20 protein-coding genes are annotated in these 21,432 nt (G+C 57.3%); 12 read left to right on the top strand and 8 right to left on the bottom strand.

Annotated elements, in window-relative coordinates:
• Window positions 1–24 precede the first annotated feature (24 nt).
• The gene (locus ACN0WW_RS00740; RefSeq protein WP_417608367.1) at window positions 25–1,122 is read left to right on the top strand and encodes a DUF1176 domain-containing protein; all 1,098 of its coding nucleotides are present in this window, start codon (window positions 25–27) and stop codon (window positions 1,120–1,122) included.
• A gap of 2 nt (window positions 1,123–1,124) precedes the next feature.
• Here ACN0WW_RS00740 and egtD read toward each other — a convergent pair whose 3' ends face one another.
• The 5 genes from egtD to gluQRS all read right to left on the bottom strand — a co-directional run bounded on the left by egtD (window position 1,125) and on the right by gluQRS (window position 5,169).
• Entirely contained in the window at window positions 1,125–2,084 is a 960-nt protein-coding gene (gene egtD, locus ACN0WW_RS00735; RefSeq protein WP_417608365.1) for an L-histidine N(alpha)-methyltransferase, read from the bottom strand.
• A gap of 17 nt (window positions 2,085–2,101) precedes the next feature.
• Window positions 2,102–3,298: an ergothioneine biosynthesis protein EgtB gene (egtB, locus tag ACN0WW_RS00730; protein ID WP_417608957.1), complete on the bottom strand. Its 1,197-nt coding sequence runs from the start codon at window positions 3,296–3,298 to the stop codon at window positions 2,102–2,104.
• 149 nt (window positions 3,299–3,447) lie between these two features.
• The gene (locus ACN0WW_RS00725) at window positions 3,448–4,026 is read right to left on the bottom strand and encodes a cob(I)yrinic acid a,c-diamide adenosyltransferase (RefSeq protein ID WP_417608363.1); all 579 of its coding nucleotides are present in this window, start codon (window positions 4,024–4,026) and stop codon (window positions 3,448–3,450) included.
• Between the two features lie 12 nt (window positions 4,027–4,038).
• Window positions 4,039–4,269 (bottom strand): HIG1 domain-containing protein, encoded by a 231-nt coding sequence (locus ACN0WW_RS00720; protein WP_417608361.1) that lies wholly within the window; start codon window positions 4,267–4,269, stop codon window positions 4,039–4,041.
• A 9-nt stretch (window positions 4,270–4,278) separates the two neighbouring features.
• On the bottom strand, window positions 4,279–5,169 hold the full coding sequence (gluQRS, locus tag ACN0WW_RS00715) for a tRNA glutamyl-Q(34) synthetase GluQRS (RefSeq protein ID WP_417608359.1): 891 nt from the start codon (window positions 5,167–5,169) through the stop codon (window positions 4,279–4,281).
• 86 nt (window positions 5,170–5,255) lie between these two features.
• Between gluQRS and ACN0WW_RS00710 the strand changes: the two genes are divergently transcribed.
• Both ACN0WW_RS00710 and ACN0WW_RS00705 read left to right on the top strand, forming a co-directional pair.
• Window positions 5,256–5,822: an HNH endonuclease gene (locus ACN0WW_RS00710; RefSeq protein WP_417608357.1), complete on the top strand. Its 567-nt coding sequence runs from the start codon at window positions 5,256–5,258 to the stop codon at window positions 5,820–5,822.
• A gap of 71 nt (window positions 5,823–5,893) precedes the next feature.
• On the top strand, window positions 5,894–6,739 hold the full coding sequence (locus ACN0WW_RS00705) for a CPBP family intramembrane glutamic endopeptidase (protein WP_417608355.1): 846 nt from the start codon (window positions 5,894–5,896) through the stop codon (window positions 6,737–6,739).
• 22 nt (window positions 6,740–6,761) lie between these two features.
• On the opposite strand, the gene ACN0WW_RS00700 is transcribed toward ACN0WW_RS00705, so the two are convergent.
• Window positions 6,762–7,172 (bottom strand): response regulator transcription factor, encoded by a 411-nt coding sequence (locus tag ACN0WW_RS00700; protein WP_417608353.1) that lies wholly within the window; start codon window positions 7,170–7,172, stop codon window positions 6,762–6,764.
• Window positions 7,173–7,326: 154 nt separating this feature from the next.
• On the opposite strand from ACN0WW_RS00700, the gene ppc reads away from it, so the two are divergent.
• A complete protein-coding gene (gene ppc / locus ACN0WW_RS00695) occupies window positions 7,327–10,014 on the top strand; it encodes a phosphoenolpyruvate carboxylase (protein WP_417608351.1) in 2,688 nt (895 codons plus the stop codon).
• Between the two features lie 126 nt (window positions 10,015–10,140).
• Window positions 10,141–12,279 (top strand): molybdopterin-containing oxidoreductase family protein, encoded by a 2,139-nt coding sequence (locus ACN0WW_RS00690; protein ID WP_417608349.1) that lies wholly within the window; start codon window positions 10,141–10,143, stop codon window positions 12,277–12,279.
• A gap of 48 nt (window positions 12,280–12,327) precedes the next feature.
• Here ACN0WW_RS00690 and ACN0WW_RS00685 read toward each other — a convergent pair whose 3' ends face one another.
• Window positions 12,328–13,767, bottom strand: a complete 1,440-nt coding sequence (locus ACN0WW_RS00685; protein WP_417608347.1) for an FAD-dependent oxidoreductase — start codon at window positions 13,765–13,767, stop codon at window positions 12,328–12,330.
• A gap of 166 nt (window positions 13,768–13,933) precedes the next feature.
• Here ACN0WW_RS00685 and ACN0WW_RS00680 point away from each other — a divergent pair, with 166 nt between their 5' ends.
• The 5 genes from ACN0WW_RS00680 to ACN0WW_RS00660 all read left to right on the top strand — a co-directional run bounded on the left by ACN0WW_RS00680 (window position 13,934) and on the right by ACN0WW_RS00660 (window position 19,227).
• Complete coding sequence (locus ACN0WW_RS00680; RefSeq protein WP_417608345.1) at window positions 13,934–15,235, top strand: aromatic ring-hydroxylating oxygenase subunit alpha; 1,302 nt, start codon at window positions 13,934–13,936, stop codon at window positions 15,233–15,235.
• 35 nt (window positions 15,236–15,270) lie between these two features.
• A complete protein-coding gene (locus ACN0WW_RS00675) occupies window positions 15,271–16,029 on the top strand; it encodes a glucose 1-dehydrogenase (protein ID WP_417608343.1) in 759 nt (252 codons plus the stop codon).
• Between the two features lie 89 nt (window positions 16,030–16,118).
• Window positions 16,119–17,183, top strand: a complete 1,065-nt coding sequence (gene obgE / locus ACN0WW_RS00670; protein ID WP_417608341.1) for a GTPase ObgE — start codon at window positions 16,119–16,121, stop codon at window positions 17,181–17,183.
• The gene (gene proB / locus ACN0WW_RS00665; RefSeq protein WP_417608339.1) at window positions 17,180–18,289 is read left to right on the top strand and encodes a glutamate 5-kinase; all 1,110 of its coding nucleotides are present in this window, start codon (window positions 17,180–17,182) and stop codon (window positions 18,287–18,289) included. The genes obgE and proB overlap by 4 nt, the downstream gene beginning before the upstream one ends.
• A 5-nt stretch (window positions 18,290–18,294) precedes the next feature.
• A complete protein-coding gene (locus ACN0WW_RS00660) occupies window positions 18,295–19,227 on the top strand; it encodes an NAD-dependent epimerase/dehydratase family protein (RefSeq protein ID WP_417608337.1) in 933 nt (310 codons plus the stop codon).
• Window positions 19,228–19,233: 6 nt separating this feature from the next.
• Here the strand turns inward: ACN0WW_RS00660 and ACN0WW_RS00655 are convergent, their stop codons facing one another.
• Window positions 19,234–19,752 (bottom strand): Pycsar system effector family protein, encoded by a 519-nt coding sequence (locus tag ACN0WW_RS00655; protein ID WP_417608335.1) that lies wholly within the window; start codon window positions 19,750–19,752, stop codon window positions 19,234–19,236.
• Between the two features lie 141 nt (window positions 19,753–19,893).
• Here ACN0WW_RS00655 and ACN0WW_RS00650 point away from each other — a divergent pair, with 141 nt between their 5' ends.
• A complete protein-coding gene (locus ACN0WW_RS00650; protein WP_417608333.1) occupies window positions 19,894–20,139 on the top strand; it encodes an acyl carrier protein in 246 nt (81 codons plus the stop codon).
• A 91-nt stretch (window positions 20,140–20,230) separates the two neighbouring features.
• Window positions 20,231–21,430: a serine palmitoyltransferase gene (gene spt / locus ACN0WW_RS00645; protein WP_417608331.1), complete on the top strand. Its 1,200-nt coding sequence runs from the start codon at window positions 20,231–20,233 to the stop codon at window positions 21,428–21,430.
• Window positions 21,431–21,432: the final 2 nt, after the last annotated feature.

Genomic DNA, 21,432 nt, shown 5'->3' with positions numbered 1-21,432 from the left:
CGGCAAACTGGCTAGATTGCAATTATGTCCCCTATCAATTTCATCGCTGGAATATTTGCGACAATCGCTGCTGCAACCACCACACCCGTTGCCCAACCAGGCAAAATCCGGACTTTTGGGGACTGGGTCGTCGGCTGTGACAATGGTGGCACTTGTCGGGCGGTCGCTCTGATGCCGGAGGCGGACGGTGCCGCGTATGATGACTGGGGCGGCCCGGTGTCGATTCTTCGGACCGCAGGCAGCGATGATATTTTCAAGGTTCACATTTCTTTCGAACCAGGTGACATCGACCGCTACCAGATGATCGTCGATGATCAACTGGTTGATACTGGCGCGATTGTGCAAGGCGATTATCCGGTTGAGATTGTCGGCGAGGATGCCCTGAAAGTTGCGACGGCCATCATCAAGGGCAGAAAGCTTGCCCTGCGCGGGCCAGGCGGTGAAAATATCATCCGAATATCTCTGTCAGGTTCATCGGCCGCCCTCCGCTATATCGACGAAAAACAGGATCGCGTCGGAACCGATAACGCGTTGGTTGCCAAGGGCTCCAAACCCTTTGACGCCGTTACGCCCGTTATCCCACTGATCACCGTCGACCATTGGGAAAGTGCGAAGCTGGTGCCCGAGACCAGTGCCATCATTTCTCTGGTCGAAGATTCGCGATGCAAGGACGAGCGCTACGGTGTGGTCGAGGACCAGGTCTATCCGCTGGGGCGGCGCGGCAACCGGTTCCGGGCGCTGGTGCTCATTTCCTGCGGCTCGGGCGCCTATAATTTTTCCAGCGCACCTTTTGTCGGCGAATATGTTGAAGATAAAAATACCGACGGAGGCTGGACTTTCAGCCCCGCCAAATTCGATCGTCAACCGAGTTGGGGCGGCGAAGGCACCGATCCCCTGCTGGTCAATGCAGGCTGGGACAACCAGAACCAGACATTGAGCAGCTATGGCAAGGGACGCGGTCTCGGTGATTGCGGTAGTGCGGAAAATTACGTCTGGGACGGCGACATGTTCCGCCTGACAGAAGCAAGCGCGATGCCGGAATGTCGCGGAGCCTATGAATGGATTACTACCTGGCGGGCAAACTATCGCAAATCGCCGACGGCAGCGTCAGCAGCACAATAGCTTCAAGGCGCGTGCTTATAGGGGTGCGCCTCGGCCAATATCAGCGTGAAATAATCCTGCTCGTCGCTCCAGTCGCATAGCGGAGACCAGCCTCCCGCTCGCAACATCAACCGGGCATCGCGCAAGCCGAACTTGTGGCTATTCTCGATATGGATACGCTGGCCTTTGGACAGGCTGTGTTTCTTGCCATCAATCGAGAAAGTCACGTCAGCTTGTGCTTCCAGATAGATTTCTACTCGCGCGTAATCATCATTCCAGATCGCCACATGACTGAACATTTCGACCGGAAGATCGCCTTCGAATTCCCGGTTAATCCGATTGAGCAGATTGAGCGAAAATTCCGCAGTGACGCCAGCGCTATCGTCATAGGCATCAATCAGGACATTCGGATCCTTCACCCGGTCGAGGCCGATCAGCAACTGGGAACCGATGCCCAGCGTTTCGCGCATGAAACGAAGCAGATCGACCGATGATCTCGCGATCATATTGCCGATTGTCGACCCGGGGAAAAAGCCTAGCTTCGGCAAATCCGCCACAGCGTCCGGCAGTTCAACACGCGTCATGAAGTCGGCTTCGACCGGATGAATCGGCAGATCGGGAAAATCGTCCTGCAAAATCGCGGCGCTATGCTCCAGAAACTCGCCGGAGATATCGATCGGCACATAAGCGGCCGGATTGACAGCGCGCAGCAGATGAGGGGTTTTGACCGAGCTGCCGGAACCAAATTCAATCACTGCCCTGCCCTCGCCAATCGCTTTGGCAAAGTCCGCGCCATGGTCACGCAGCAGCTTGGTCTCGGTCCGGGTTGGGTAATATTCCGGTAATTCGGTAATCTCTTCAAACAGTTCTGACCCGCGCCGATCATAAAGCCAGCGCGCAGGCAGCGCATAGGTCTGCTGTTCAAAGCACCGGCGCACATCTTTGCGAAAGGTATGATCGACGAGAGTAGTGGTCATATCCATGACAGAAATCCTTGGTCCTATAGATCTTTGGCGAGCCGCAATCCGGTGAACTGCCAGCGCTGATGGGGGTAGAAGAAATTGCGATAGCTTGATCGGGTGTGATCGGGCGAGGTCGCTATGCTCGCGCCCTTCAGCACAAACTGTCCCGACATGAACTTCCCGTTATATTCACCGATCGCGCCAGGAGCGGCCTTGAATCGGGGATACGGGCGATAGGCGCTGCCAGTCCATTCCCATACAGCGCCGCTATTCGGCAAGCCGTGATCAGAGGCCACTTCCCATTCCGCTTCGGTCGGCAGACGGGCACCGGCCCAGGCAGCGTAGGCATCGGCTTCATACAGGCTGATATGTTTGACAGGTGCCGCCAGGTCGAGCGGCTTATTGCCGTCCAGTCCGAATTCCATCCAGCCTTGGTCGGCCGTCCGGCTCCAGTATAAGGGGGTGTCAATATCCTGCTCTTGAACCCACGCCCACCCATCAGAGAGCCAGTGAGAGGAGTCGCGATAGCCGCCATCCTCGATAAAGCCCAACCACTCGCCATTGGTCACCGGCCGGTTGGCAAGAGCATGGGGATGCAGCAGCACATCATGGCGCGGGCCTTCACAATCAAAGCCAAAACCGGTTCCGTCATGACCGATCTGATGAACGCCGGACCGACCGTCGATCCATTCTAGCGGACTCGCATCGACACTGCTGAGGGTGGTTTTTTCAGAATAGGCGGGTTTCAGGGGGTTGCACGAGAACAGATGCAATATGTCAGTCAGCAACAATTCCTGATGTTGCTGCTCGTGGTGCAGGCCGAGCTCGACAAGGTCGAGCAATGCTTCATCAAAACCGGGAATAGCCTGGGCCATCGCGCCATCGACGTGGCGGCGATATTCCATCACATCGGTCAGAGGCGGCCGAGTTAGCAGGCCGCGCTCTGGGCGCGCGTGCCGCGCTCCTTCGGCTTCATAATAGCTATTGAACAAATAGGGATAATCATCGTCAAACAGGCGATAGCCCGCAACATGATCGCGGAGCAGAAAAGTCTCAAAAAACCAGCTTGTATGCGCCAGATGCCATTTTGTCGGGGACGCATCATCCATCGATTGAGCGGTTGCATCGGCATCACTCAAACCTTCGGCAAGACGAAGTGAATAGCGCCGAACCTCCTCAAAACGGTCCAGCAGGGTCTTGGCGCGGAAGCTATTGTCTGGGTCAGCCAAAGGCATGGACGGGCTTTTCGGTTGGCTGGCGATCAATCCTACTCCGTTGGAAGCTCTAATTCTTATCGGAACATAGCGCGAACGATATTCAGGTCAATAACGTATGCTCGCGACCATTGGTTGCACGATATTGTCGCGCATCGCTTTTTTCGGCGCTAGCGCGATCCTCCCGGCACCCACAAGATGTCGTCCTTGCCGCCATTATTAAGTGCTCGTCCGAGAACGAACAAATAATCTGACAAGCGGTTGATATAGGCGAGCGCCTGAGGATTGATCGGCATGTCGCGGCCAGCGGCAACACAGGTGCGCTCGGCCCGTCTGGCAATGGCACGGGCCAGATGCACCGCAGCAGCTGATTTTGAACCGCCAGGCAAAATGAAACTGGTCAGCGGATCAAGCTTGGCCGTGGCGCTGTCGATCTTTTCTTCGAGCCGCTCAACCTGTTCCGGTACAATGCGCAGCACCATTTCAGAAGGGGCAAAATCGTCGTCTGGCTCAGCTGGTGTCGCCAGGTCCGCGCCCAGGTCGAACAGATCATTCTGGACGATCCGCAATTCCTGGGCCAGCGCGTCATCGCCAATTTCACAAATCGCGATACCGAGCGCGCTGTTCAGTTCGTCGACATCGCCAATAGCGGCCATCCGCGGATCATTTTTTGCAATTCGGGATCCATCGACCAGTCCGGTCGTGCCATCATCACCCGTTCTGGTGTAAATCTTGTTGAGTTTGACCATCCGGGCGGTCGCCTAGGCCTGGCCGCCAGCCAAAACCAGCAATATGATCACCAGAACAATAGCGATCGCCTGATATTTGACGCGAGCGAACATCATCTCATTCTGCTTCTTGTGCGACGCGGTGATACCATCCGCATCGACATCGCCCGGCTCCATATTGGCAAAAGCAATCAGCCCGCGAACAAGGGCATAAACAACAGCAGCGGCCGCCGCGACAATCATCAAAATCAAAACATAGCTCATATCTTCACCTTAACCCCGGGAGAGTGAGATTCCAACCGGGAACATACCCTGCCGCAAATCTTGCATCAATTCATGCCCGCTGACACCGTCCGATCGCAATACGGACAAAGAGGCAGAATCCCGGCTTTTTGAGAGCTTTCCGCCTGTTTCGTCCAGCAACAGGCGATGATGGAAGTACCGCGGCGTCGGCAGTTCCAGCAAAGCTTGCAAAAGGCGGTGGATGGCAGTGGATGCGAACAGGTCATCGCCACGCACGACATGGGTGATCCCTTCCCGGGCATCGTCGACTGTCACGGCGAGATGATAGGCAACCGGGAATTCCTTGGGCACCAGAATGACATCGCCAAGCCGCTCCGGCCTCGCAATCTGCCGTCCGTGCCGTTCGTCTATCCACTGCAACGGTCCACTGACGCCCACCGCCTTCTCAACATCAAGCCGCCAGCTGTGCGGTTCGCTTGCCACTCGCTCGATGGCCGCCGCCGGATCCAGATGTCTGCAGGTTCCGGCATAGATCGGTCCGTCCGGCCCCTCTACAAGCGCACCATCTTCCTGCAATTGCCGCATGTCCGTACGGCTGCAAAAACAGGGATATAACAAGCCCATTGCCTTGAGCCGGTCCGCCGCTGCTGCATAGCTGTCGAACCGTTCGGACTGAAAGATGATATCACCGTCCCAATCCAGGCCGAGCCAGCGCAGATCCTCCTGGATTGCTGTCACAAATTCCGGACGGCTGCGACCGGCGTCAATGTCCTCGATCCGCAGCAGAAACTTTCCGCCGCGTTGGCGAGCGTAGTCATGCGCCATCATTGCTGCATAAGCGTGGCCCAAATGCAACAATCCATTGGGGCTCGGAGCGAAACGCACTACAACATCTGGATTTAACTCGGTACTTGACGTCATGAGCCGGATAATGTTGTTTGTGTAATAGTCATGTCATGTTCTTAGGCATAAAGGGCGGACAGTAAAGGACAAGGGAGACAGTGCTTATGTATCACCCCGACTTGCTGAGGCATCCGGAAAGCTGCCCCTCGCTCGTCCTCAACGCCGACTATACACCGCTGTCTTATTATCCGCTCAGCCTTTGGCCCTGGCAAACCGCAATCAAGGCGGTGTTTCTCGACCGGGTTGATATCGTCTCCAGCTATGAGCGCGAAGTGCACAGCCCCAATCTGGATATGAAAATCCCGTCGGTGATTGCGCTTAAAAAATATATCAAACCTTCGGAATATCCGGCCTTTACCCGTTTCAACCTGTTTCTGCGCGACAAGTTCGAGTGCCAATATTGCGGATCACCGGACAATCTCACCTTCGATCACGTTATCCCGCGCCGCCAGAAAGGCCGCACGACCTGGGAAAACGTCGCCACCGCATGCCTGCCCTGCAACCTCAAGAAAGGCGGCCGCACGCCCCAGGAAGCGCATATGCAGCTGGCCAAGCAGCCGATCAAGCCGACCAGCTGGCATCTGCAGGAACATGGCCGGGCTTTCCCCCCAAACTTCCTGCATGATACGTGGCACGACTGGCTCTATTGGGATATCGAGCTGGAAAGTTGATGCACCGCCCTTGCTGATATTGGCTCTTTTGCCCTTTCCACATAGTATCGGAGGGGAACGGAGCGCTGCCAGTGACCGCGATCCTGTCCAAGCTTGCCGAACTGAACGTTGCGTGGCGGCTGCTCATATTTGCGGTCTTGTTGATTCTGCTCGTTTCGCCGTTGTTGCTACTGAGCAGCAGCCTCCTGCAGTTTCTGTTCGCGGCGATCATTTTGACCGTCCTGATGGTCGCCTGGTCCAGACGGGTCGATCGCCGTTCCATCCGGGATTACGGCCTCGAACCCAGCGGCGCCATGGTCGCGGAACTGGCGGCTGGACTGACCATTGGAACGGCGAGTGTTGCCCTGATGTTTCTGCTGGTCACAGCGCCGGGTGGACTGGCGTCGGTGTCCTTCCAGAATCACGCGTTCGATAGCGCATTTGGGCTGTTTTTTCTGAAAACGGCGCTTGTCGCCTATTGGGAAGAAACCGTGTTTCGCGGCTTCCTGCTGATCAACCTCAAGAACAGCTTTTCAACCCGTTGGGGCAAGCTTAACGGAATGGTCGCTGCCGTCGGGGCCTCCTCACTGCTATTTGGCATCATTCACAGCGGGACGAATCATTTCTCCGCATTGGCCTTCGCAATATTAACGTTGAACGGAGCGGTTTGGTGCGTGCCGATACTTTTAACCGGACGGCTTGGCCTGTCGGTGGGCCTTCATGCGTCGTGGAATTTTTCCCAATCGAAGATTTTTGGTTTCGCGATGAGCGGCAATGCCGCCGAAGATGCGTTGTTTGATGCAAAATTGTCGGGCTGGGAAATCTGGACCGGCGGAGCCTATGGCCCCGAGGGCGGCCTGCTTGGGATTGTCGGATTGATGGCAATGCTGGCGTTGATCATTGGCTATGCGCTTCTGGCCCGAAAATTTCGGCGCTAGTCCTGACGCCTCAACGGTCGGATCAAAGCGACCGTCTTGCCTGCGGCCGCGCACCATATCGTCTCTGGAATTCCTCAAGCATGTTTTCAACAATGAACACCAGCCGTTCGCGATTAAATGGTTTTCTCAGATATTCCGTGGCGCCCGCATCAAAAGCAATCTGCTGGTCGGTCGCCGATGACCGTCCCGTCAACATCAGCACCGGCGTGGAATAAAGTTCGTGGTTGGCGCGAATTCGGCGCAACACCTCCACGCCACCCATTTTTGGCATGCTGCAATCGAGAATGATCAAATCAGGATTTTTCATTTTGGCGACCTGTAGCGCGGTAACACCATCGCCGATCACCCCGACGGCATGGCCGGCATCCATCAGTGTATCGCGAACGATCTCGCCCATCAGCTCATCATCTTCGGCGTATATTATCCGCGCCATAACAAATCTCCTTATGATAGCCGTTTAGCAACTATTCGTTAACAATTTTATCTGCCAAGATGGCCCGGCATCGTGCAGTTTGCCGTACGCGCCGGCCGCTCTTCTTCTGCACTAAACGCTTGACCGGGAATCTGTTGCGGTGCAGCATAATCGTATGACCCAGTCCCTCATCGTCCGCCAAAATCCTGATATCAAATATCTCGGCAGATTACTGGGCGATGTCATTCGTTCCTATGGCGGGGAAGAGCTGTACCGACGCACCGAATATATCCGCTCAACCAGCGTCGATCGTCACCGGGGCGTTGCGGATGCGGACGCAATAGACCCGGGCCTTGACGCGCTGTCGCTGGACGAGACGCTGGCTTTTGTTCGCGGCTTCATGCTGTTTTCGCTACTCGCCAATCTGGCTGAAGATCGCCAGGGCGTGGCAGCGGAAAAAGGAGCAACCGTGATCGAAGCGATCGAACTGCTCGCCAGCGAGGGGGTTGACCGCCAGGCGATATTGGACCTGCTGGACGAAGCGCTGATCGCGCCAGTGCTGACCGCTCACCCGACCGAGGTGCGGCGCAAGAGCATTATCGACCATAAATCCCGGATCGCCGAACTTTTATTGATGAAAGACGCGGGAGAAACGGAAACCCCGCAAGGCGACATGCTCGACGCTGCGATCCTGCGTCAGATCGCCCTGCTGTGGCAAACCCGTCCGCTGCGCCGGGAACGGCTGTTCGTAACCGATGAAGTCCAGATTTCGCAAAGCTATATGAAGGACGTGTTTCTCCCGGTGCTGCCCCGGCTTTATGCGAAATGGGAACAGATCCTGGGCGCGCGGCTGCCGAGTTTCCTGAAACTCAACAGCTGGATCGGCGGCGACCGCGACGGCAATCCCTTTGTCGATGCCGATGCCATGGAAGAGGCGCTTTCGCGCGCGGCCGAGACGGTCATCGGCTATTATCTGATGTGCGTCCATACATTGGGGGCCGAGCTTTCGATTTCCACCGAACTTGCCGATGTGCCCGATGCGGTGCTGGCGCTCGCCGAAGCCAGCGGCGACGACGCACCAAGCCGTATCGACGAACCCTACCGGCGCGCATTGTCGGGTATATACGCCAGGCTGTCGGCGACGCATCTCAAACTATGTGGCCATGTGCCCGGCCGCGCATCCACGATTTTGGCCGAGGCCTATGAAAATCCGCAGCAGCTGCGGGAAGAGCTTGTCATCTTGGCACACGGCCTCAAATCGGCCGGCAAAGGCGTTTTTGCAACATCGGGGGCGCTGGGCCGCTTGATCCGTACCGTCGAGCTGTTCGGCTTCCACCTCGCTACTTTGGACATGCGCCAGAACAGCCGCGTGCACGAACGGGTTGTCGCTGAACTGCTAAAACAAGCCGGCGTTGAACCGGATTATCTGGCACTCGACGAAGCCGCCCGTGTCGAGCTGTTACGGGCAGAACTCGCCAACAACCGGCCGCTGGCCAGTCCGTGGATCGCCTATAGCGAAGAGACCGCCAAGGAACTGTCGATCATCCGTGCCGCCGCCGAAGCGCATCGGAAATATGGTCCCGATGTCATCACCAACTATAATATCAGCAACGGCGAGAGCGTTTCGGACATTTTGGAAGTCTATGTGCTGCTGATGGAGACCGGGCTCTATCATGCACCAACCGAAGATGAATCAGCACCGTCCTGTCCGGTGATGGCGGTTCCGCTGTTCGAGACCGTCGCCGATCTGGAAAATGCTCCGCAGGTGATGACCGATTTCTTTGCCATTCCGGAAATGCATGCATTGGCCAAGGCACGCGGTCATCAGGAAGTGATGATCGGCTATTCGGACAGCAACAAGGACGGCGGCTATCTGACGTCGACCTGGAGCCTGTTCAAGGCGAGCGATGCCTTGACGCCAATTTTTGCGGACGCAGGCATAAAGATGCAGCTTTTCCACGGACGCGGCGGTGCCGTCGGACGCGGCGGCGGCTCGGCATTCGGCGCGATCAAGGCACAGCCCAAGGGAACCGTGGCCGGGCGCATCCGGATTACCGAACAGGGCGAAGTCATTGCCGCCAAATATGGCACCGAAGACAGCGCAGAAGCCAATCTGGAAGCGATGACGTCAGCGGTACTGATCAATTCGCTGGAACCTGACCGGACCGATGCAAAAGTGCATTCCGGTTTCGCCTCGGCAATGGATGAAATCTCGCAGGTTGCCTTCACCGAATATCGCGATCTGGTCTATGGTGACGACAGTTTCCGCACATTTTTCCGGCAGATGACGCCGCTGACGGAAATCGCAAAACTCAAAATCGGGTCGCGCCCTGCCAGCCGCACAAAAAGCGACAAGATCGAGGACTTGCGCGCCATTCCCTGGGTTTTCAGCTGGGCACAGGCCCGCGTAATGCTACCGGGCTGGTACGGCGTAGGTCGGGCGCTCACGGCCTATGAGGACAAGGCCAAGCTGAAGGATATGGCGCAAAGCTGGCCCTTTTTTCAGGCTTCGCTCTCCAATATGGAAATGGTACTGGCGAAGTCCGATATGGGAATCGCGGCGCGCTATGCCGGCCTCGTCGAGGATCAGGAGATGGGTCAGGCTTTCTTCAGCCGCATCCGCTCCGGCTGGTTTCAGACGCGCGATATATTGCTGGAGATTACTGAACAGCCGCATCTGCTGGCGAAGAGTCCGTCGCTGTTCAACAGCATCGAACTGCGCCTGCCCTATATTGAGCCATTGAACCATCTCCAGATCGAGCTGATGAAACGCCTGCGCGCCGGGGAAGAGGACCCCCGTATCGGTGAAGGCATCCAGTTGTCGCTGAATGCGATTGCCACTGCCTTGCGCAACAGCGGGTAACGTTTGGGCGTTTTTGCCTGAAAGCCCTGGTTCCAAACGAGCAGAAGATAGCGACCTCCCGAGCATTTTTGTCAGTCGCGTGAAAGCACCGTCGCGCCTAGACAACTGGCAAAATAGGAGAGATTTATGTCCGTCGAAACCAAACGCAGTTTCTGCCGCTTTTGCCACGCCAGCTGCGCGATGGTGGTGGAAGTGGAAGATGACAAAGTCGTTTCCGTCCGTGGAGACAAGGAAGATCACCTGTTCCACGGCTACACCTGCATCAAGGGCCGCCAGCTTCCCGACATGCACAATCTTCCCGACCGGATGATCACCAGCAAGATTCGCCAGCCGGATGGCAGTTTCAAGGATATAGCCACCGCCGATGCGCTGAAGCTCGCCGGCGAAAAGATGAAGAAAATGGTCGAAGAACACGGCCCCCACAGCATCGCCGTCTATTGCGGAACCAACGCTTTCCAGAACAGCGCCGTGCTTGGCACATCCTACGCCTTTGCCCAGGGCATCGGCTCGCGCAACTGGTACACCAGCGTCACCGTCGACCAGCCGGCAAAGGTCTTTACCACCGCTCGCTATGGCATGTGGATGGGGGGCGGCAACGCCTTTACCGAGTCCGACGTCGCGATGTTTGTCGGCAACAATCCGATTGTATCCCACTATTCCGGTGGCATGCCCACAGCCTCGCCTTCCCGTGGCCTGCGGGATGCCAAGGAACGCGGCCTGAAAGTCATTGTCGCCGACCCTCGGGTGAGCGAGATGGGCAAATTGGCGGATATCTATCTGCCGGTAAAACCGGGTGAAGACCCTGCCCTGCTTGCCGGCATGCTCAACGTGATTTTCGAAGAAAAGCTTTACGATCAAAATTTCGTCGCCGCTCATGTCGATGGCGTCGAAGAGCTGGAAGCCGCGGTCAAACCGATGACCCCCGATGTCGCAGCGAAACGCGCCGGCGTCGACAAGGATCAACTAATTGCCGCTGCGCGCATGTTCGCGGGAGCCAATAAAGGCCGCGTCGTCACCGGCACCGGTCCCGAAATGGCAGGCAACGGTACGCTCACCGAATATCTCGTGGCCTCACTCAACATCCTCTGCGCCCGGTTCAATCAGGAAGGCGAGCGGGTTTCTGCGCCTATGGTATTCAATCCGTTGATGGGCGGTCCGAGAAAGGCGCAAGTCGCGCCAAAAATGCCGACCTTTGGCGAGGGCTTTGCCAAATCCCGCATCCGCGGCCTTGGCCTGCTCGGCAAGGAAATGCCCTGCAACGTGCTGGCCGACGAAATCCTGACCCCGGGCGAAGGCCAGATCAAGGCGCTGATCTCGATCGGCGGCAATCCCGAAATTGCCTTCCCCGACCAGCAGAAAGTCCGCCGCGCGCTCGATGAATGCGAACTGTTCATTCAGGTCGATCCGTGGATGTCGGCCAGCGCCAAACGGGCGGATATGATCCTGGCACCATCCATGTGTCTGGAACGCGAAGACATCAATAATGTCTCTGATGCCTTCACCGAGGAAGCCTATGCCCATTACACCGAAGCGATGGTGCCACCGCCCGGCGACACGATGGACGAATATGAAATGCTCTGGTGGCTGGCCAAGCATATGGGCATCGAAATGAACTTCCCCGGCGGCCCGGTATCGATGGACGAATGCCCCGACAAGGCCACCGTGCTCGACCTGATTTCCGCAGGCTCGCTGCTCAAACCGAGCAAGGCCAAGGCCGACGCAGCGGCGCTGGAGCGCAAGGGCGCAGCAATCACCTATGATGAGCTTCACCCCGTAGTCGGTCCTGCCGATCCGGATGCTGAGGAAAAATTCGATCTCAACGCTGGTGCGATGCCCAGCGCGTTGACCGAATATGCCGCCAATGATCCGGCGGACGACGGCTTCGACTTCCGCCTCATTTCGCGCCGGTCCAAGCATCGCTACAACAGCAACGGCCACACATTTCCAAAACTGGTCGAGAAAATGCCGACCAATCCGGCTTTTTTCAACCCCGACGATCTGGCTGCCGCAGGCATAGAAGATGGTGCAATCATCGAAATCACGTCACCAACCGCCTCGATCTTCGGCCTGGCAAAGGCCGACGACAAAGTCCGTCCCGGCGTCATCTCGATGAGCCACGCATTCGGCGACAGCGAGGCCGGCAAGGATGAAGTGATGAGCAAGGGCGGATCGACCAATCGGTTGCTGTCCGACGACGAAAACATCGATCCGATCACGGGGCAGGCCCTGCAAAGCGCGATACCGGTCAGAGTCAGCGCGGCATAAGAATGCGCCGCCAATGACGAAGGTGCGGTATTGGCGATGACTATTTGGTCAAGCCAACCAAAACGCTAGCGCAATCACCATAGCAAGGGTGATGATCGCCAGGCCCCGCACAATGATGTCGGTGCGTTGTTTTATGCGCAATATTTGCACAAAGCTAAGATCCGGATCCTGGGTCAGCCAAAAGGCTGGCTTGTCGACGAGCCAGGGCACAACCTTGTGGAGGCCTTTCCGGACCTGAAATCCGATGGCCCAAATGATCGTACGCAGCGGGCGGTGATTATATTGCTCCGGGAAAACGGTTTGTACCAGCTTGGCCAGCGCCTTACTCTCCGGCTTGCGCTGCTGCTCATATTGCTGGAACGCTTGATCGAGAGCGGGATGATTTTCCAACATTTTGGCCAGTATCAGCAAGTCCTCGAACGCCGAATTGACGCCAAGGCCAAGGTCTGGGGGAAAAGCATGGGCAGCATCACCGATGAGCATACAATGCATCGGTTTGCTGGACGGCCCGAGAACGGCGTAAAGCTGTTGCGCATATTGCGGGGCGGGGAATATCCCGGGCTTCAGGCTGACAAAATCAGCAGCCTCTTTCTCGGTGACAAGCGATCGCATGTCGAGTTGAGGGAATGCATCTTCCAGATATTCAAGCAGCGCTTCCGCGCTGTTGATCGTCCATAATATATGATCTGCATCGCGAACCAGATTAACGCTGCGGGGTTGATCTGCATCTGCCACCGGAAAGGCGAACAGGGTGCAAGTTTTCCGACGACCCTTGTGCCGCGAGGGAATGATGTAGCTCATCCGATGATCAGCAACCGCAACATCGCCATCGGCCGCCGTAAACGTCGCGGGCAGATTGAGCACTTTATAGTGCAGGCCAGCACTGATTGAATCCAGCTTTGCCATATCAAAATGGCCGTCCGGCGTCGCCTGACAACTGCCGAGCGATTGCCGAACGGCAGAATTCATTCCATCACAGGCCAGCACGACATCCGGTTGAAACTTTTGCAGATTGCCGGCGCTATCCTGTGCGATGACAGAAGCGCTTCCATTCCGGTCCTCGATAATTTCCTGGACGCGCGTTTCGTAAAGTAACCGAATCCTGCCATCATCGGCTGCTTTGATCCTTGCATGAAGCAGCGTCAGCAAGTTTCGCCGCGTGGTCCAGAAGGCCGTCGGACGGTCGGGAGCGACAATGGGCGGCTCGACGGTCTTTGCCTTGCCATCCGGCGCGATGATCGTTGCCGCAAAACTGCTTGTATCGACTCCATGGTCATAGAGAAGATCGCGAAAGCCCAGTTTCCGAAACAGTCTCTGCCCGCGTTCATCGACAAGATAGTTGAACGCCTTGTTCTTCTCGAAATCCTCCGGCGAGCTGCGCGGCTCCACGACGACAATATCCTCCCATCCCATATCATGAAACAATAGGGCGGCCGCTAGCCCGCTTGGCCCTCCACCACTGATCAGGATTTGTCGATTTTCCCCCATGGCTCGGAACCTATCTCACACGGTCCGAGATGCCCAACCCATTCCGGTCATTAACCGCCAGTTGAATAGTAATCCTGCCCACAATGCATTCCCTTCTATCATATTTGCCAATCGACCTGTCGCTCCTGATCGGCTCTATCCTGTCGACAGGAAGAGGACCGCAATCATGACTATGACGCAAACCTATATCGATCAGATGAAACGGCTGATGGAGTGGGAAGCATCCCGAAAAGCCCCGCCGCAGGACTTTCCCAGCCTCCCCGACCTGCCTGCCGGCCGATACACCAGCCAGGAATATTACGACCTCGAACAGCAGTATCTGTGGAAAAAAACATGGCTGTTCGCCGCCCATATCGATGAAGTTCCGGAACCCGGATGCTTCATGAAATGGGAACAGGTCGGAGACCCGATCGTTATCGTCCACGGCATGGATGGCGAAGTCCGGGCCTTTTACAATACCTGCCGCCACCGCGGCGCACCGGTCGTCACCGAAGAGAAGGGCAAGACGCCGCGGCTGATGTGCGGCTATCACAACTGGACCTACAAGACCGATGGCACGCTGGTCGGCGTGCCCGAAAAGCAGGATTTCGGGCCGGATTTCGATATGTCCTGCCGCAGCCTGATCCCAGTCCGATGCGAGCGGCTGGGCAACCTGATTTTCGTCAATTTCGATGAAGAAGCGATGCCGCTCAAAGAATGGCTCGGCCCTGTCTGGGATGAGTGGAAGGAATTCCGCTTCGACAAAATCCGGCTGGCCGCGCGGCACAGCTTTGATCTGAATTGCAACTGGAAGGTGGCGATGGAGGCCAATATGGAGGTCTATCATGTTCCCTTCATCCATCCCGATACCGTATCGCCGCTGGTCGACAGCAAGCGCAACGTCAACACGCTCTATCCCAATGGCCATGCCCGGATGATCGCCCCTGCCCCAGAGCAGACCGACCGCGAACATGTCCGCGCCATCGACAGTCCGCCTAACTGGCAGGAGATTGAAGGAGTCGGCGAATTCGGACGGACCTGCACGCAAAGCTATACCATGTTCCCCAACTGGGTATCGCCGCTGAGCAATTATTTTGTGCCGCCACTGATCTTCTGGCCAACCTCGCTTAACACCACGCGTCTCGAGCTGATAACCATGGCAATGGACTGGGGCGACGGACCGGCACCCGACCTTTGGACGGTCCCGGACGAGAGCAAACCCAATGGTCGCAATATGTCGCAGATCATTCTCGAGGACACACAATTCGGGGAGATGATCCAGAAGTCGATGGAAAGCGACGGGTTCAAGAGCGTGCCGCTAAGCTATCAGGAAGCGCGCATCTACAGCTTCCACCAGAATTGCGACAAGATAATCGGCCTGAACCGCATCCCGGACGGTCTCGCCGTCGAACAGGTCATAACTGACGATTGGGTTTACCCAAATGACCCGCGGGTGGCCGAAATGGAACAGCTGGAAGCAGCCGAGTAACCGAAAAAATACCGGCAAAGGCCGGGAAAAGGAGCATGATGGGACGGGTTCAGGATAAAATCATATTATTGACCGGCGGCGCTATGGGACTGGGCAAGGCCGCCACGCAGCGTCTTGTCGAGGAAGGCGCGCGCGTCCTGATCACCGATCACAATGCCGAAGCCGGAGCGGCAACGGCAGCGGAACTGGGTGACAACGTCGATTTCCTGGAACAGGACGTCACCAATCCCGACCGCTGGACCGAAGTGATCGCACATGTCGAGGAAACCTACGGCCGGCTTGACGTACTGGTCAACAACGCTGCGGTTACCGTGTTCGGCTCGATTGCGGATGTCAGCTACGAAGATTTCCGCCGCTGTTACAATGTCGATGTCGATTCTATTTTTCTGGGCTGCAAGGCGGCGCTGCCGCTGATGAGCAAGACAGGCGGTTCGATCGTTAATTTTTCATCGGCCGCCGCGATCAATGCCAGCCCCGATCTGGTTGCCTATAACAGCGCCAAGGCCGCAATCCCGATGCTGACCAAATCCATCGCGCTCTATTGCGCGCGGGAGAAAAACGGCGTCCGCGTCAACGCGGTGCTCCCCGGCACGATCATGACGCCCAATGTCCGCAGCGTCATCGACGGGACCCCGGACCCGGCCGCAACCGAACAGGCGTTCCAGCTGGCCCAGCCGGTCGGCCATATGGGAGAACCGGATGATATTGCGCATCTGATCGTATATCTGGCCTCCGACGAAAGCAAATTCGCGACCGGCGCTGCCTTTGCGGTCGATGGCGGCCTGAGCATATAGGTCCGTCGCGCGGAACCAAGCGGCGGCCAATCTCTTTATATTGCACCAAAGCCTAGCGTTTCGCGCGCCTAGTCCCTAAATGCACCTACATGCATTTTCTCGATCAAGCCAAAATCTATGTCAGCTCCGGTCAGGGCGGGCCTGGCGCTGTCAGTTTTCGGCGCGAAAAATATATTCAATATGGTGGCCCCGACGGCGGCAACGGTGGCAAGGGCGGCGATATTATCTTTCTTGCGGTGGAAGGCCTCAACACGTTGATCGACTTTCGCTATGCTCAGCATTTCAAAGCCCCTCGCGGCAAGGGCGGTGCCGGCCGCAATCGCACCGGGGCCGGCGGCGATGATCTGGTCATCAAGGTACCCGTCGGAACGCAGATATTGTCGGAAGACAAGCAACATGTCCTGCTCGACTTCACCCGCGAAGGCCAGCGCGCAACCTTCCTGGAAGGCGGCATCGGCGGACGCGGCAATGCCAGCTATAAAAGCTCAACCAACCGCGCACCGCGCCAGCATCAGCCGGGAGAACCGGGTGAAGAAGCGGGAGTCTGGTTGCGGCTCAAGCTGATTGCCGACGCCGGTCTGGTCGGTCTGCCCAATGCCGGCAAATCGACGCTCATCAACAAGGTGACCAATGCGGACGCCAAAGTCGGTGCCTATCCGTTCACTACCATCCATCCGCAGCTTGGCGTGGTCCGCCACAAGGCCCGCGAATTTGTGCTCGCCGACATTCCCGGACTGATCGAGGGCGCAGCAGACGGTGCTGGCATCGGCGACCGCTTCCTCGGCCATATCGAGCGCTGCAAGATATTGCTGCATTTGATCGACGCAACCGGTGACGATCCGGTGGACGCTTGGAAAACAGTCTGCAAGGAACTCGAGAAATATGGCGGCGGCCTATCCGAAAAGCCCCAGATATTGGCACTGAACAAGGCTGATCTTCTGGATGACGAGCTGATGGCCGACATTACCAAACAGTTGCACGCTGCTGGCGCGAAAGATGTTTTGCCGATATCCGGCGCGACCGGCGCAGGTCTGGACCCCGTGCTAGACAAGATTATCGAGGCTGTGGGCGAAAACAGTTCGATCGAGCGCAAGGGCCAGCCGACAGAAGATTCGAATGAAGGCGACAAAGCCAAGGATTGGTCACCGCTGTGAACGCCGCGAAGCGGGAGACGATTGTCGTCAAGGTCGGGTCTTCACTGCTCGTCGGAGAAGATGGTCAGGCCCGGCGCGCATGGCTGCAAACGCTCGTATCGGACATCTCCAAGCGCCATCAGGCGGGCGAAAATGTCATCATCGTGTCGTCAGGATCGATTGCACTGGGTGCGCGCAAACTGGGCCTCGAACATGGCGGACGGGCCAGTCTGGCCGATGCGCAGGCAGCGGCATCGGTTGGCCAGATAGCGCTGAGCAGCCTGTGGTCAGAACTGCTCGCCCAACATCAGATGACCGCTGCCCAGATGCTGCTGACGCTCGACGATATGGAAGACCGCAAGCGCTATCTCAACGCAACCGCAACGCTGGAAACGCTGCTTGAACACCGCGCCGTAGCGGTGATCAACGAAAATGACAGCGTCGCCACTGACGAGATCCGCTTTGGCGACAATGACCGCCTCGCCGCTCGCGTAGCGCAAGCGGCAGCAGCAAATCGTGTGCTGCTCCTGTCTGATATTGACGGACTCTACGACCGCCGGCCGGATAGCGAAACCAATGGCCAATTTATCGGCGTCGTCCAAACCGTCGATGCATCAATCATGGCAATGGCCGACGGCAGTTCTTCATCCGGGCTCGGTTCCGGCGGCATGACATCCAAGCTGGAGGCAGCAAAAATCGCCAATCTTGCGGGAATCGAGCTGTCGATCATTTCAGGCCGTGAGGACCATCCGCTGGAACGCTATGCGCTGACCAATGTTGGCACCTTGTTCAAGGCCGGAGACGGGGCCAATGCGCGAAAGGCCTGGCTTGGCGGACGCCTCACCTCTGCCGGGACAATAATCGTCGACGCGGGTGCCGCAGAGGCTATCCAGTCCGGTGGCAGCCTGCTTGCAGCGGGCATCATCTCGATCGACGGGCAATTTGAACGCAGCGATGTGATCGAGATCAAGGACGACGACGGGCGAACGATTGCCCGGGGGCTTGCCGAATATGACGCGCTTGATTGCGCCAAGATCATCGGCCACCGCAGTTCGGAACTCGAGGCCTTATTGGGCTACGCACCGCGCAGCGCGGTTGTGCATCGCAACCAGATGGTGATGGTCTAGTTCCCATGGCCAGAGCATCGCAAAAGACAGTCGCGATTACCGGCGCGACCGGCTTTGTCGGCAGCCGTATGCTCGATCTGATAATCGAAAACGGATATCGTGCGCGCGCACTGACGCGTCGCAGGCAAGATGACCGGCGCAATGTCACCTGGGTGCGGGGCGCGCTGGACGACAAGGAGAGCCTCACTCAATTATGCACCAGCGCAGACCTCGTTCTGCATATTGCTGGCGTCGTCAATGCGCCCGACCGCGCCGGATTCGAATTAGGCAATATCAAAGGCACTCTGACCGTCGTTGAAGCGGCCAAACAGGCCGGAGTGAAGCGCTTCGTCCACGTCTCTTCCCTCGCCGCCACCCAGCCGCAGCTCTCGATCTACGGCGAGACCAAGGCCAAGGCCGAAAAAATCGTCGCAACCAGCGGGCTCGACTGGACGATCCTTCGCCCCCCGGCCGTCTATGGACCCGGCGACGGCGAATTGCTCGAGCTGTTCAAAATGGCAAGGCTGGGATTTGTCACGCTCCCGCCCGATGCCGATGGCCGCTTGTCGGTTATTCACGTGCACGACCTGTGCCGCGCGCTGCTGGCACTTCTGCCGGAACAGGAAGACCTTACTGCCCGGATATTCGAGGCCGACGACGGCAAGCCAGGCGGCTGGACCCAGGGGGGCTTTGCTAAGGCGATCGGCTCGGCAATGGGCAAGCGCGTTGTCACGCTGGGTATACCGAAGTCACTGTTGCACGTCGGGGCAATAGCCGACCGTCTGGTGCGCCGCGACAAGGCCAAGCTCACCGCTGACCGGGTCAGTTATTTTTGCCACGATGACTGGACCATTGATCCGCAAAAACAGCTCCCACCGCAGCTATGGCAACCGCAGATCGATACGCTTCAGGGCCTCAAGGACACCGCACAATGGTATCGCCAGAACGACTGGCTGTAATCGCGATCAGAGGATCGGTCCGGCCAGCTGTTCGTAGAAATAGATGATGAAGGTCAGCGTCAGGCCGATCAGAAACACCCGATAGGCCCACCCGAGAAACCGGTATTTCTTCCGGTGCAATATCGTTCCCATCTGGTAAATATCGCGCAGCATCGCGCGATACACGGATTCCTGTGTCTGAAATTCTTCACTGAGCAGCCGATCGATAAATTCCTCCTCAGAAAGTGCAGCAAAACCGCCAAAAAACAGCATGTTCGTTGGCCCTCCCTTGCGCGGCGTAAAAGCCGGCATCACCGCGATCGCCGCCAGACCAGCGGACGCAAAGGCAGCGACGGCCAGGATCAATAGTGGCAGGGAAAGGCTACCGGTCTGGCTCTGGCCGATGGCAAGAGTGAAGACAATGAAGGTCGCACCAATCAGCATATTGGCCTTGTGATCGGCCATCATGCTGAGCTGCACATGATGTTGCTGGGTCGTCCGCAGTGCATAGACCGCATCATCCGGCCATTTTCTCTCATCCGCCATATTGATCCCCCCTTTGAGCTTTCGCGAAAGTGACATAATCGACCGATTTGGGCAAGCTGATGCCGCTTTTGCGCCTTATTCGCTTGCCAATGGGGCGCATGTCTTGGCAAAGGTCAAGAATAGCAATTTTGGAACTATTATATGGCAAATCGCGAAGAAATCATGGCCAAGGTCAGCGAACTGATCGGCCCCTTCAACAACAAGGGCGTCGAGCTGTCGCCCGCCACAACTTTCCAGGGTGATCTCGAATGGGACAGCCTGACGGTGATGGACTTTGTCGCCGCTGTCGAGGATGAATTTGACATCATCATCACCATGAACATGCAGGCCGAGATCGAGACCGTCGGCCAGCTCGCCGATGCCGTTGCGAAGTTGATGGACAGCTAGGGCCCGACACCCGTTCTCCCTGAGCCATTCTAGGGGTCGCAAGAGCGGGTGTTTCATACTTCGACAGGCTCAGCACGAACGGAAGTAAACAATGACCGATCTACTCAGTAAATTCGATCCGCTTATTCAGGAGCGCGAAAACCTCCTAGCGACCGGCGTCAAAGACCCATTCTCGCTTGTGATGGAAGAGGTCCTGTCACCAACTGTTGCGATTTGTAATGGCAAGGAAACCATTCTCCTCGGCACGTATAACTACATGGGCATGACCTTTGACGATGATGTGCGCCAGGCCGGCCTGAAAGCGCTGGAAGAATTTGGCTCCGGCACGACCGGCAGCCGAGTGCTCAACGGCACCTACAGCCTGCATCGCGACTGCGAGGATGCGCTCAAGGAATTTTACGCGATGGACCATGCAATGGTCTTTTCCACCGGTTATCAGGCGAATCTCGGGATCATCTCCACGCTCGCCGGCAAGGGCGACTATATCATTCTCGACACCGACAGCCATGCCTCGATCTACGACGGCTGCGCGATGGGCAATGCCGAGATTGTCGCCTTCCGCCACAATGACTTCGAAGCGCTCGAAAAACGGCTGAAACGCCTGCCCGCTGAAGCCGGCAAACTGGTCGTCCTTGAAGGCGTCTATTCGATGCTCGGCGATGTCGCACCGCTCAAGGACATGGTCCGCATCTGCAAGGAAAATGGCGCGATGGTGCTGGTCGACGAGGCCCATAGCATGGGCTTTATCGGTGAAAACGGCCGCGGCGTGTGTGAAGCGCAGGGCGTGATCGACGACGTCGATTTCATCATCGGCACGTTCAGCAAAAGCGTCGGCACGGTCGGCGGCTTCTGCGTCTCCAACCATCCGAAATTCGAAATCTTGCGGCTGGTTTGCCGGCCCTATGTGTTCACTGCCAGCCTGCCACCCAGCGTGATGGCAACCGCGAGCACCTCGATCCGCAAGCTGATGCACAGCGGCAACAAGCGCGCGCATCTATGGGAAAATAGCAAGAGGCTGCACCAGGGCCTGCGCGATCTCGGCTTCTCCCTCGGCACGCCGGAAGCGGAAAGCGCGATCATCGCCGTGATCATGCCCGATCTCGAAAAAGGCGCGATGATGTGGCAGGCGCTGCTCGCTGAAGGGCTCTATGTAAATCTCGCCCGCCCGCCCGCGACACCGGCGAACATGACTCTCCTGCGCTGTTCGCTGTGCGCCGAACACACCAGCGAACAGGTTGACCAGATTCTGGGCATGTTCGAAGCCGCAGGCAAGGCGGTAGGAGCGATCTAGCC

The sequence above is a fragment of the Parasphingorhabdus sp. genome (assembly GCF_048269865.1).
GTDB lineage: Bacteria > Pseudomonadota > Alphaproteobacteria > Sphingomonadales > Sphingomonadaceae > Parasphingorhabdus.
The sequence above is the reverse complement of the archived record's forward strand: the minus strand, read 5'-3'. Positions and strand labels throughout refer to the sequence as shown.

What these genes read in the sequence shown, in the direction of transcription:
- ACN0WW_RS00700 (WP_417608353.1), bottom strand. Translation starts at nt 7,172, where the DNA reads ATGGCGCGGATAATATACGCCGAAGATGATGAGCTGATGGGCGAGATC.
- ACN0WW_RS00655 (WP_417608335.1), bottom strand. Translation starts at nt 19,752, where the DNA reads ATGGCGGATGAGAGAAAATGGCCGGATGATGCGGTCTATGCACTGCGG.
- ACN0WW_RS00690 (WP_417608349.1), top strand. Translation starts at nt 10,141, where the DNA reads ATGTCCGTCGAAACCAAACGCAGTTTCTGCCGCTTTTGCCACGCCAGC.
- ACN0WW_RS00685 (WP_417608347.1), bottom strand. Translation starts at nt 13,767, where the DNA reads ATGGGGGAAAATCGACAAATCCTGATCAGTGGTGGAGGGCCAAGCGGG.
- ACN0WW_RS00680 (WP_417608345.1), top strand. Translation starts at nt 13,934, where the DNA reads ATGACTATGACGCAAACCTATATCGATCAGATGAAACGGCTGATGGAG.
- ACN0WW_RS00675 (WP_417608343.1), top strand. Translation starts at nt 15,271, where the DNA reads ATGATGGGACGGGTTCAGGATAAAATCATATTATTGACCGGCGGCGCT.
- ACN0WW_RS00650 (WP_417608333.1), top strand. Translation starts at nt 19,894, where the DNA reads ATGGCAAATCGCGAAGAAATCATGGCCAAGGTCAGCGAACTGATCGGC.
- ACN0WW_RS00725 (WP_417608363.1), bottom strand. Translation starts at nt 4,026, where the DNA reads ATGGTCAAACTCAACAAGATTTACACCAGAACGGGTGATGATGGCACG.
- egtD (WP_417608365.1), bottom strand. Translation starts at nt 2,084, where the DNA reads ATGGATATGACCACTACTCTCGTCGATCATACCTTTCGCAAAGATGTG.
- ACN0WW_RS00710 (WP_417608357.1), top strand. Translation starts at nt 5,256, where the DNA reads ATGTATCACCCCGACTTGCTGAGGCATCCGGAAAGCTGCCCCTCGCTC.
- gluQRS (WP_417608359.1), bottom strand. Translation starts at nt 5,169, where the DNA reads ATGACGTCAAGTACCGAGTTAAATCCAGATGTTGTAGTGCGTTTCGCT.
- ACN0WW_RS00740 (WP_417608367.1), top strand. Translation starts at nt 25, where the DNA reads ATGTCCCCTATCAATTTCATCGCTGGAATATTTGCGACAATCGCTGCT.
- egtB (WP_417608957.1), bottom strand. Translation starts at nt 3,298, where the DNA reads ATGCCTTTGGCTGACCCAGACAATAGCTTCCGCGCCAAGACCCTGCTG.
- ACN0WW_RS00660 (WP_417608337.1), top strand. Translation starts at nt 18,295, where the DNA reads ATGGCCAGAGCATCGCAAAAGACAGTCGCGATTACCGGCGCGACCGGC.
- ppc (WP_417608351.1), top strand. Translation starts at nt 7,327, where the DNA reads ATGACCCAGTCCCTCATCGTCCGCCAAAATCCTGATATCAAATATCTC.
- spt (WP_417608331.1), top strand. Translation starts at nt 20,231, where the DNA reads ATGACCGATCTACTCAGTAAATTCGATCCGCTTATTCAGGAGCGCGAA.
- ACN0WW_RS00720 (WP_417608361.1), bottom strand. Translation starts at nt 4,269, where the DNA reads ATGAGCTATGTTTTGATTTTGATGATTGTCGCGGCGGCCGCTGCTGTT.
- obgE (WP_417608341.1), top strand. Translation starts at nt 16,119, where the DNA reads ATGCATTTTCTCGATCAAGCCAAAATCTATGTCAGCTCCGGTCAGGGC.